The sequence below is a fragment of the Roseofilum halophilum BLCC-M91 genome, assembly GCF_030068445.1.
Lineage (GTDB): Bacteria > Cyanobacteriota > Cyanobacteriia > Cyanobacteriales > Desertifilaceae > Roseofilum > Roseofilum halophilum.
The window spans coordinates 15,738-27,761 of the sequence record NZ_JAQPOK010000037.1; the positions used below are offsets into that span (position 1 = coordinate 15,738).

The 12,024-nt window shown below is 48.8% G+C and carries 8 protein-coding genes; 7 read left to right on the top strand and 1 reads right to left on the bottom strand.

The genetic code is table 11. The annotated features are described in order from the left end of the window. The first annotated feature begins 78 nt into the window (after positions 1-78). A complete protein-coding gene (locus tag PJF56_RS04900) occupies positions 79-3,207 on the top strand; it encodes a hypothetical protein (RefSeq protein ID WP_283761526.1) in 3,129 nt (1,042 codons plus the stop codon). Between the two features lie 45 nt (positions 3,208-3,252). Here PJF56_RS04900 and PJF56_RS04905 read toward each other — a convergent pair whose 3' ends face one another. Beyond that, positions 3,253-4,734 (bottom strand): tetratricopeptide repeat protein, encoded by a 1,482-nt coding sequence (locus PJF56_RS04905; protein WP_283761527.1) that lies wholly within the window; start codon positions 4,732-4,734, stop codon positions 3,253-3,255. A gap of 355 nt (positions 4,735-5,089) precedes the next feature. Between PJF56_RS04905 and PJF56_RS04910 the strand changes: the two genes are divergently transcribed. From PJF56_RS04910 to PJF56_RS22035, 6 genes are all read left to right on the top strand, one after another. Further along, a complete protein-coding gene (locus tag PJF56_RS04910) occupies positions 5,090-6,175 on the top strand; it encodes a hypothetical protein (RefSeq protein ID WP_283761528.1) in 1,086 nt (361 codons plus the stop codon). Between the two features lie 149 nt (positions 6,176-6,324). Further along, the gene (locus PJF56_RS04915; protein ID WP_283761529.1) at positions 6,325-6,882 is read left to right on the top strand and encodes a hypothetical protein; all 558 of its coding nucleotides are present in this window, start codon (positions 6,325-6,327) and stop codon (positions 6,880-6,882) included. A 443-nt stretch (positions 6,883-7,325) separates the two neighbouring features. Then, on the top strand, positions 7,326-10,082 hold the full coding sequence (locus PJF56_RS04920; RefSeq protein ID WP_283761530.1) for an SUMF1/EgtB/PvdO family nonheme iron enzyme: 2,757 nt from the start codon (positions 7,326-7,328) through the stop codon (positions 10,080-10,082). Between the two features lie 89 nt (positions 10,083-10,171). Continuing rightward, a complete protein-coding gene (gene avd / locus PJF56_RS04925; RefSeq protein WP_283761531.1) occupies positions 10,172-10,519 on the top strand; it encodes a diversity-generating retroelement protein Avd in 348 nt (115 codons plus the stop codon). After that, entirely contained in the window at positions 10,519-11,577 is a 1,059-nt protein-coding gene (locus PJF56_RS04930; protein WP_283761532.1) for an RNA-directed DNA polymerase, read from the top strand. Before avd ends, PJF56_RS04930 begins: the two co-directional genes overlap by 1 nt. Positions 11,578-11,598: 21 nt before the next feature. Further along, a complete protein-coding gene (locus PJF56_RS22035) occupies positions 11,599-11,772 on the top strand; it encodes an SUMF1/EgtB/PvdO family nonheme iron enzyme (protein WP_347179443.1) in 174 nt (57 codons plus the stop codon). The last annotated feature ends 252 nt before the right edge of the window (positions 11,773-12,024 follow it).

Sequence of the window (12,024 nt, forward strand, 5' to 3'; positions counted from 1 at the left end):
TGCCTTTTGCCCTTTGCCTAGCGCACAGCGCTATAAATCTTCCCACGCCCCCTTGATGTCATCTCCCCTATGCCGCCCATGAATTCTACTCACACAATCGGGAATTGGACAACTGTCTCCCAATGGGCCCAAGACCGGATCGGCCCAGAAGGGGGAAAGGTGAAAGTCCGAGTACGGGGTAATATTCTCCATATCCTCTGTGAGAGCGCCCCCCATGCTCCGTCACCAGATTGGGTAGTATCGCGCTTACAGGAAGGGTTATCAGAAACCGCTCTAGAGACTGTGTTGCCAGCCGATCAGCCTCCCATTTACCAAATCTGGATTTATGGTCGAGTGAGCGGGCCCAATTATCCAGAATGGACGAAACAACTCGATCTCAGTACGTTGGCTAAGGGTTCGACGAACGATCGCCCCCCTGAAAAGGGTCAACCCTCCCCAGAAAAGGCGATCGCCCCACCAGGGGCTGGCTCTGCGGTAGCGGCTCGAGTCAAGAGTAGTTCTCCTAGGGAGATGGTGGTCTCGAATCGGAATTTAGCGGCGGAAGGGAATCCCCATGCGATCGCCCGGTATCTGAGTGAAAGCCTCAGTCCCCTGGGAATTGGAGTCAAGGTGAAGGTGAAAACCCTGAAACGCCACAACCATCTTGACACTGCATTTAAGCGGCTCCATGTGGGAATTTACAGCAACTATAGCCCCGATTCTAGTCTCCTAGGGCCGAAAATTGCGGGGCAATTGCGGGAATTAGAGCTATCGGGCTTTCGAGATGCGGCGATCGCCTGTCAAGTCCATGGCGAACCCTCCCCGGATTGGGTGTTGCTGGTGGATCTGACTCCTCGCTCGGTGATGCTCCATCAATGGGCACGCTGGGGAGATGTGCCTGCGATCAATCGCCTGATTGACCAAGTTTTAGCCCCAGAAACTCAACTGCATATCTCGGCAATTCTCAAAGAATCGACCCTACATCTCTTTTGTCGGGGAACAACGGTTCCCGATCAGACTCGGGTGACTCACAAGATTCAAACCCTCCTGGATGCGATCGCTCCCCAAGGTATCCACGCGGTCACCATTTACGGTCACCTGAACAATAAATCTACCCCTGCTTGGGTCGATTGGCTCGATCTTGCTGCCAAAACCGACACCGACCTCAGTTCATCCACCATAGAATTAGCCCAAAAGGGCCATCAAGTGGCCCTGAAATTTCTCCTCAATCGCCTGCTCAACCCGGAAATTGAGCAACAACTCAGCACTGGCGGTATTCGTATTCAATTGCTCCTGAAGCAAGACCTCTTGCATGTGATGAGTGATGCCCCGGTTTGTCCCAACCAACGGCAGGTGGGGCCCTTAGTGTCCAAATTCCTGCGTCAACTGAAAATACCGGGTATTTCTGGTGTGCGGGTTTATGGACGCAGAGCGGGTCAAAAAATGCCCCGTTGGAACTATGGCGTTGACTTTAAGTCCAGAAAACGATTGGTTCCAGAAGCGCCGCCAGAATTTGCCGCTAGTAGCGCCTACGTGGGCGATCTAATTGCCCTGGATCAGGCTCCCCATCGCTGGCGAGAGTCTCCCGTCTCCCCAAGTTCCGATCTGCTTCCTAATTCTGCCCAGGAAAGAGCGATCGCTACCGATGATCGTCAACCTGCTTCACTCCAGAATAAGGCTCCAGAGTCGGAACTTACGAAGTCAGTGAGAGCAACTGAGCCTCGTCCTAAAGTCTCTTTAGTGCAACGCTTCCAACAAGGGTTGGTTCGCAGTGGTCTCCTAGCCCCCAATACTGAATCTGAACCTATTTCTGGGGCCCTCTCTTCCTATATCCCCGTGCAGGAAACGGGAACGATTTTGGGCGATCGTGGGACCTATCGGTGGCGCGATCTCCTCACTCCTCAATTGATGATTGCTCTGGTGTGGTCAGCTCTGGGGCTATTGCTAACTGTAGAGATAGATTGGTTTTTGGGGTATAAATTAACTCAACTGGCGGGGCCTAATCCCTCCAAGGCTGCCATGGCTCCCGGCTATTTGGGTTTAGGGGGAGATCCAGCCAATGCGAGTGATGAGAGTTGGTTAGAGAATCAGAAGGAGACATCAGAAGAGTGTGCTGAGAGTTCCTGTTTAAGTCCCCCGTCTCCCTATCCCACGTTTAATAATCAACTGATTGATGAGCATTTGGGGCGCTATCATGCCTTGATGTTAGAGCAGGGTGCGCCCGATGTGCTAATTATTGGTTCATCCCGCGCTCTCCGAGGGATCGATCCGCAGCAACTGGGAGAAGATTTAGCCGCTCAAGGCTATGAGGATGTGAGTATTTATAATTTTGGCATTAATGGGGCAACGGCGAAGGTGGTGGATTGGGTGATTCGGGAATTGTTGACTCCTGAGCAGTTGCCGAAGGTGATTATTTGGGCCGATGGTACAAGGGCGTTTAATAGTGGTAGAGAGGATCTGACCTATGAGGCGATCGCCGCTTCTGATGGCTATCAGCAGTTACAAGCGCAAACCTTAACCCGACCGGAGTATGGTACACCTTGGTCTGGGAAGTCCTCAGCGCAGACCTCTGAGGATAATAATCAGGGGTTAGAGCGCTTTTCCATTACCCAGAGCTATGAACAAGCCAATGATTGGCTAGAAGCGGGTTTGGGGTCTCTCTCTGCGGTGTATCCCCAACGCGATCGCCTCCATGGTCAGATCCAGAAAAGCCTCTCCAAGTTTCTCCCTGAACAGACTTCACCAACCTCCCTGGTTGAGAACCCAGAAATGCTCCAACCGGCGATCCTCAATCCGGATGGCTTTCTGCCGTTCAACATTCGCTTCGATCCCAACACTTACTATGAGCATCATCCTCAAGTTTCTGGAGCCTACGATCGCGATTATGAGTCCTTTAGTTTAGAGGGCGAACAGGATGAAGCCCTGAAAAATACCATGGCTTATACCCAAGAAATGGGCGTAAATTTGGTATTCGTGAATATGCCCTTAACGGATGTCTATTTAGATCCCGCCCGCATGGAATTTGAATCGGAGTTTCAGGACTATCTTCGCACTCAAGAAGACTGGGGTTTACAAGTTCAAGATTGGATCTTGCTCTGGTCTGGGGGAGAATATGACTATTTTTCCGATCCTAGCCATCTTAATCGTTATGGTGCTGAGGCGATCGCCTCGGAACTGGCTCAAACTCCTGAAATTGACTGGAGGGAACAGTTAACAATTAACAATTAACAATTAACAATTAACAATTAACAATTAACAATTAACAATGAATAATTAGGGTTTAGGGAAGAGAGAATGGTAATCCTGGAGAATGGCGATCGCCACTTGATGCTGTTCTCCATAGATGTTTCTGGACTTGGAGTGTGCTGTTTCATACAATTGCTGTGCTGTGGGGCGATCGCCCAAAAACATATGCACCGCCGCTAAATCTGCCATCAACAAAGGGTATAGGGGATGCTCCTGATAGCGAAACCGACTGGCTAAGTCTAGAGCCTCCTGCCACAAGTCGCGGGCAGCTTCATAATGGCGTTGTTTAGCGTTAATTTTCGCCAGTCCTCGCAGACATTCGGCAATGGGAATAGCATTGTCTTCCTGGCGCTCTCCTGCTCGTTCCAGCGCCCGACTAAAGTTATCTTTAGCACCGTTTAAATCTTGGTGTCTTAAGCACAATTCCCCTTGTAACTGCAAGCCACGAGCCAAGGAAAATGGGCGATCTTGCCAGAGATCCAGGGCGGTTTGTAAATGCTCCGTGGCTAAAGTGTACTGATTTTGGTAGATATAAAGCAATGCCAGACAATGGTAAGTTGCACCCAGATCGGGGTGGCGATCGCGCCAGCGATGGGTCGCATTATCGCGCCAGCGATGAGTCGCATTATCGCTCCCAATGGATGCTCGACCCTGCAACGCCTGTAAATAATAATATTCCGCCTTTGAGTAATCCTCACGCCGCATATACCACACCCCCAAATAATGACACCCATTCGCCCCTGTGAGTCCTCCCGACTGCACACAAGCTTCAAACCGAGGAAAAGCCAAATCCAACTCATTGGTCGCCAAATAAAACTTACCCAGATTCAGCATTAGTATCGGCTCAATCATCTCATCTAAAACCCCATCTTGATCCAGAGCAGAAGCCATAATTTGCACAAAAGGAGCAATACTTTCACAATGGGAGGGCGTAAACTCACTCAAATCACTCGGAAACAGCTTAATCGCCTCATACAAATACTCTAAAAGCTTCTGCTGTGTCTCTCGCACCAGAGGATTAACCGGCTCAGGTTTACTCACCCTAGACTGCTCTTGAGCGCGTCTATCCCACTCCCCACCCGTCGCAAACAACCACCTCAAATTATCCTTAATTTCCGTCGGTGCATAGTGCAACCTGAGACTAAACTGACGAATTGGCGAACTCCGTTGACCTCTCCCCTGCTCATCCGTAAACCCCAAGCGCTCCTTTCCCATATCCGTCAGCGTATCCCGCAACCATTCCTTCTGCATTTTCGCTGAACCCAACTGGCAAAACAGCGTCATACTCCCCTTTTTCGCCGGAAAATTACCCTGCTGACGATACAACTCAATCAAAGCCAACAGCGCCGCAGGAGTCCCCCGCACAAAAATTCCGTAATCCTGAGTCCTTAATAGCACTCCTTCCCCAGATGAACGAAATCCCCGATCATTCACTGCACACAACAAAGCAGCGACTAGCACCTCAGCACAAGCTTTACGTTTCGGGTTCCGATATTGGGGACGAGGCATGATCAATTAAAAATTAAAAATTAAAAATTAAAAATTTTCCCAAGTTCTATAGCTTACAGTGTAAGCATTTGAGAGCAATTTGGGCAAAATGAGTCACCCCACCTTTCCCAAGGAACTAAAATCGGCGTATATCCCCTCATCCCCCAGCCCCTTCTCCCAGGGGAGAAGGGGAGTAAAAGTCCCTCTCCCGTGGGAGAGGGATTTAGGGAGAGGGCAAACCCTTTGTAAATCGATGGTTGCCCTCATCCCCCAGCCCCTTCTCCCAGGGGAGAAGGGGAGCAAAAGTCCCTCTCCCGTGGGAGAGAGATTTTCCTTCGGACATGAAAGGGAGAGGACATCACCCCCATTAACCACCATGAACACTTACCCCGACGATTCTAGTCAGTCTTCACAACTCGATACCCACTACGACACCACCCTGGATGTCAATCCTGACTTCCATCCCACTCTACCCGATACCAGTACACCCGAACCCTATCCCCACCAGTGGCAACCCCACAGTTGGGACTATACCACCACCAGCTTACACAGCGATCCCACATCCAGGAGCGATCCAGACCCTTATAGCACCCATAACGAACAAACCGATCATTGGAATCACCAGCATTATGACTCCGATCAAGACCAATCCTCCGTTATCGGACATCCAGCCGAAGAAATGAACTATTGGCATCAGCAGCAAAATGATTATAGCTGTGGGATTGCCGCGCAGCAATCGGCTCTTGAACATCTCACCCATCACCACTACTCAGAAGCGCAACTGAGCCACTATGCCCAACAGCACGGCTGGTACGACTCCGCCCATGGAACCCCTAGTGAGGACTTTGGCAAACTTTTGGCAGATCAAGCCCAAGTTCCTGTCGAGAGCCATGTGGGGGCAAATTTAACGGAAATTAGCACCAAATTAAGCCAGGGTGAAGAGGTTTTTGTCGCCGTTAATTCCACTGTCGAATGGTTACCCGAAATCATCGACCCCCATTTACTCGCAGGACAACCCGCCGACCATATTGTACAAGTCATTGGGGAAAAAATAGACCCGCAAACCCAACAAATTACCCATGTTATTGTCAACGATTCGGGTTCACCAGAAGGGCGCGGTGTAGAGATTCCTGTCGAGCAATTTCAAGTCGCCATGGATGCCAGTCATGATTATATGGCATCGACAGAAAGTCACCATCAATCCTCTTGGTTTACCAGCCATTTAGGAAACACTGAATCCATGACCTTTGGCTGTAAGATTACTACTGACAATTACCACAAAGTTTATCTTGATAATGGTAAAATTGGCACGTATAACGGTAACACTTTCTATTGGAATAGTGGCAATGTTGCCGGGAATTGGAATTGTAATAATCATCATGCCTACAATGCTCATGGACAAGATTTAGGCTATGCCAGAACCTGGTCAGATGCAGCATTATTAATCTACAAGCAAGGTTAGTCAAAACAAAAAACAATCCACCCGCCCCTACCCCCAAGCAAAAACGTAGGTTGGGTTGAACGCAGTGAAACCCAACATCACCTGACCCGCGTTGGGTTGCGCTCCGCTTAACCCAACCTACAAACCACTACGAAATTGGAGAATTAATTATGAGTCAACCCATAACTATAGACGACATTTACAAATTGTTTCAAACATCCCAAGCAGAAGCTGACCGACGTTCGCAAGAAGCTGACCGCCGCCTGAAAAAACCAGAAAAAACAGTCGCTCAAACCAGTAAAGAAGTAGCCGGATTAACCACGCGCTGGGGACGATTTGTGGAAGAATTAGTGGAACCAGCAGTGGTGCGATTATTCCAAGAGCGAGGCATTGAAATCGACCAAACTTTTTCTCGCGCAAGACAGCGAAGACAGGGATTAGCGATGGAAATTGATATCCTGGGCGTGAATGGTTCGGATGTGGTGGTGGTTGAGTGTAAATCTCGGTTATCTAGAGATGATGTGGATGAATTCTTAGATAAATTGCTAAGATTTAAACAGTCATTTCCCACTTATCAAACCTATCGCGCCTATGGAGCAGTTGCCGCTATTGAAATTGACCGAGGAGTAGACCGCTATGCTTATCAGAATGGTTTATTTGTGATTCATCCATCGGGCAATACGGTGGAAATTGCCAATGATAGAGGATTTGAACCGCGCACATGGTGAGGGAATGAACAATGAACAGTTGCCCTCATCCCCCAGCCCCTTCTCCCACGGGAGAAGGGGAGCAAAAGTCCCTCTCCCGTGGGAGAGTTATTTAGGTTGAGGGAAAACGCCTTGATAACACACAAAAAATGGTGAATCAATTAAAAATTAAAAATGCAAAATCAAAAATGAAATCCTGTAGGGGCGGGTTATACCCAAATCTAGAAAACTCAACCAAAACTTCCTAAAACCCGCCCCCACCCTCTCGGAAACCCATGAAAAATGGTGCGTTACATTTCATTAACACACCCTACGAAATCACCTTGTAGGGGCGGGTTTTACCCAAATCTAGAAAACTCACCCAAAACTTCCCTAAACCCGCCCCCACCCTCTCGCTAAACCCACCAAAAATGGTGCGTTACATTTCATTAACGCACCCTACCAAATTATCGGAGGAAATGATCGTGAAATCACTGCCTGGAAAAAAAGGATTTTGGGGAAACGTAGGAGGTGTCCTGAAATCACTTTTCTTGCCTAACAAAAATATTACTGATACCCAACGGGAGATTGCGGAAGGGCGCAAGGAGGTGCAACGGGAAATTGCCCAAAAGCAACAACAAATCCAATTGGAAGGCTTGAAATTGCAATATGTGCTGCAAGAGCAACGGCGGGAACATGAAGCGGAGCAAGCGGCATTATCGCGAGAATTTCAAGCCGCACAAGCCGAACTCTCTAGGGAACATCAAGAAGCCCTGACGCGATATATTCAAGACTCGGAAAACCGCCGGTTAGCCTCGCGCATTGAACATGAACGGTGGCTAGAGGCGCAACGGCAAGAATTGCAACGGGAATTGCAAAAAAGTCAGCAGGAATTTAGCTTGTTTATGGCGTTTTTGACGGCTAAAATTAATCGAGATAATGATGAAGAGCGGCGCATTTTAGATAACCAACCTTGGCGGACTCCACCTAAACCCCTGATGCAATATTACGAGCAATATCAAGACCGTTTGCCGATTCCCCCTTTGGTGGTAGTTTCGCCTCCAGATGTGGAATTTGACCGCTATCCGAATGCGGGTTCGGGACTGCCTCGGATGGCGAATGATATTGAGGATGAATTGAGCAATTTTCTGGGTCGCCATTATCCGGAACGGGACTCGGAACGCCCGGCGAAACCGATTGCCGGACTGTGGGATACGAACCGGATGAAAGATGGGGCGGCGGTGCTTTCCTTGCATTATCTGTTTGCGGCTGTGCCGACGATTATTTTAGAGTCGAAAGTTGCGGGGGATTTGCTTAATTTTTCTCTGTTTTCCTGGGATGCGGGACAACGGGACTGGCAGAAGGAATCAGTTTTATTCCAGTTTTCCCACAAAGAGTTTATGTATGATGTGCAGCGAGAGTTGGCGCGGGAGTGGAAAGAGAAGAAACAGAAACTGATGGCAGGGGGTTTAGATGTTAAACGAGTGATTGGTGCTTCTAAGGAAAATGAGTCCAATGAGTTTAATCTCATGCAACTGCTGGAAGAAGAAAAGTATGCGGCGCTGGATGTGGAGGTGACGCTAGAATATCGCCCCACGCCTTCGGGTATTGCGCGGCTGAAGAAATATCTCAGTCAACTCCATTGTCTGGCGGCAGGGATGGCGCTGGATGATTATCATTTGCTGCGTCATGGCGCTGTGCCGAAAATGCCGGAGTTGCTGGCTGAGTTTATCGAGGGGATGCCTGATTATGAGATGCAACCGCTCCTGGAAATTGTGCTGACTCACTATCAAGCGTTGATAGAAGCGTCGGCTGAAGTGGGGTTGGATGTGCCGAGTTTGCTGTTGGATGTGGCTTTGGCGTTCTCGAATTTACCCGACTCTAGCCCAAGTCAGCAGTTGATGGCAGCGTCTATTGTGCGTTGGCTTTCCCAGCGCCAACTTCCGGTTACGGGTGAAGCGCTGGAGACTCTGGCGAGTGCCCTGAATATTGCCGATGAGGGGTATGTGGCGAAGTTGAATCAGTGTTTGTCGGTGCTGGGAGACTTGCGGCAACTGGATATTGCCCAATCTTGCTATCGTCGCGGGGTGAAACGTCTGCAAGGGCAGGATTATGAGGGGGCGCGGTATGATTTCGAGCAAACGATTACTCTGGCTCCTCGCGCCATTGCCTATTATCAGCGCGGTTTAGCCTATCGGGGGTTGGGAGAACTCCAGCAGGCAATTACGGATTTGGATAAGGCGGTGAAATTGCAACCGAATCAGGCTAAGTTTCATGAGGCGCGGGGGGATGTTTATCGGCAGTTGCAGGATGTGGAGACAGCGCTGGCGAATTATGCCGAGGCGGTAGAGTTGGGTTCTGAGAGTGCAGTGCAGAAGTATGAGGAGTTGCAACGGTGGTGGAGGGATGAGCGGCGGCAGGCGAAGGAAGCGGAGGAAGCCCGGAAACGAGAGGAGGAGGAGCGACGGCAGGCGCTGAGTATTCCGATTCCGGTTACTTCGACTTCGCTCAGTAACCGTTCGACTTCGCTCAGTAACCCTTCGGCTTCGCTCAGTAACCTTACTTTGGAGTTGGTGTATGTGGAGGGGGGGACTTTCCAGATGGGAAGTACGCAATACGATGATGAAACGCCGGTTCACGCGGTAACCGTGCCGGAGTTTCGCATGGGTAAGTATCCCATAACTCAGGCTCAGTATGAGGCGGTGATGGGGACTAATCCATCTCATTTCAAGGGCGAAAATCGTCCTGTGGAACAGGTGAGTTGGCATGATGCTCAGGCGTTTTGTCAGAAGCTCTCAGAACTGATTAAGCAACCGGTGCGGCTGCCGAGCGAGGCAGAATGGGAGTATGCAGCCCGTGGGGGAAACCGGAGCCAGGGTTATGAGTATGCGGGCAGTAATAACCTGGATGAGGTGGGTTGGTATGGTGGTAATTCTGGCAGCGAAACCCATGATGTGGGGAAGAAGAAGGCGAATGAGTTGGGGATTTATGATATGAGTGGCAATGTGTGGGAGTGGTGCGCGGATGAGTGGCATAGCAACTATACAGGCGCACCTAACGATGGAAGTATATGGTCAAATAGTGATGAAAGAAATCAACAAAAAAATCGGCTGCTTCGTGGGGGTTCTTGGCTCAGCAATTCTGATAATTGTCGCTCTCGGTCTCGCGGCTCGAATGCGGCGGGCAATAGGCTCAGGAACTACGGTTTTCGCGTGGTTTGTCCCTTGGCGATGACGACCTAGCCCTTTTCTCTTTATTCCTTTTTGCCTTTACACTTCTTTACTTTTCTTTCTTCCGCCGAAGGCGGAAATTTTTTGGCAAAAATCACCCTATGAACGAACTGTCAATTATCCAGAAAACCTACGATCTGATTAAATGGTATGTACCCATTCTCAATCGCCTACCTCGCAGTCACAAGTTTCTCCTGGGAGAACGAATAATTTTGGGACTTTATGATTTACTGGAGAGCTTAATTATAGCACAATATGAATCGGAGAAACTAACAATTCTCATTCCCCTCAACAGTAAGTTGCAAATCTTGCGCTATCAAACTCGCTTACTGCGAGATTTTGATTTAATTTCGGTTGAGCGCTATGAATATGTGGGAGGGTTAATCAATGAGATTGGCAAGGAATTGGGCGGTTGGATTAAACAACAGCAGCGACGAGAGAAAAATTAATGAAACGCTATGGTTATCTTTGGTCAGATATTGTGGAGTTCGGCAACTTACTGCAAGCGGCACGACAAGCGCAACGAGGCAAGCGATTTAGGGACTCGGTACTAGAGTTTAATTATCACTTGGAACAGAACTTAGGGCAACTGAAACAGGAGTTAGAAAACCACACCTACGAGCCGGGAGAGTACAATACCTTTTACATCATGGAACCGAAGAAGCGGATGATTTCTGCGGCTCCCTATCGAGACCGGGTGGTTCACCATGCCTTGTGTAATATTATTGTACCTTTGTTCGATCGCACGTTTATTTCTGATTCCTATGCCAATCGCGTAGGTTTTGGCACTCACCGCGCCCTGAAACGCTTTATCAGGTTTGCCCGGTCTCACGATCATGTTCTACAATGCGATATTCAAAAATATTTTCCTAGTATTGACCACGAAATCCTGAAATCGTTAATCCGCAAAAAAATCAAATGTCCAGATACGCTCTGGCTTATTGATACCATTATTGACTATAGTAATGAACAACCGGTTACCATTCACCATTTTCCAGGAGATGATTTACTCTCTCCTCTAGCGCGGAGGCGAGGATTACCAATTGGCAATTTAACCAGCCAGTTTTTTGCCAATATCTATCTCAATGGCTTTGACCACTTTGTTAAAGAGCAACTTAGGGCAAAGTCCTATGTTCGCTATGTGGATGATTTTGCTCTGTTCTCCAATGACCGCGAATTTCTCAGGGAAGTGAGAGAGGAAATTGAACAGTATTTAGTGCAATTGCGGCTAAAAATTCACCCGATTAAAAGTCAAACGTTTTTGACTCGCCATGGAGCGAGTTTCTTAGGGTTTCGTATTTTCCCCGACTGTATTCGGGTTCGCAATGAAAACCTGAGACGAGGGAGACGGCGATGGCGAAACTTACAAAATGATTACGCTCAGGGTAAAATAGAGATGGACTCTATTCAACAGTCTTGGCAAAGCTGGTGTGCCCATCTGGAGTATGGCGACACCTGGCGATTGCGTCAACAGATATTTGCTTCGCTGGTGTTTTCCAGGGAGTAAAGAAGGGGTAGGCAACTCCGGCTGCTTCGTGGGGGTTCTTGGAACAACAATTCTGATAATTGTCGCTCTCGGTATCGCAACTCGAATGCGGCGGACAATAGGAACAGGAACTACGGTTTTCGCGTGGTTTGTCCCTTGGCGATTACTCTTCGCAGTCAGAACTCATTCATGGGAATGAATGGGGCGTATTTCTGAAGAGTCAAGACCTATTCCTGTGATGTTCGCGAGAGCATCCGAAAATAAACCGGCGTTGGGCAGCTTAGTAGGTGATGTTCGCGAACATGAGTCGAAAGGTTGTCCAATTCCACTTTACAGCGCTTCGCGCGGTAATGGGTAATGGGTAATGGGTAATGGGAAAACCATTTTTTACGCTAGAGTGCCCATTCTTCAGGCTTTTCATGGGACAACACTCTCAAGGAACATTTCGATTACTGTACCTCATAACAT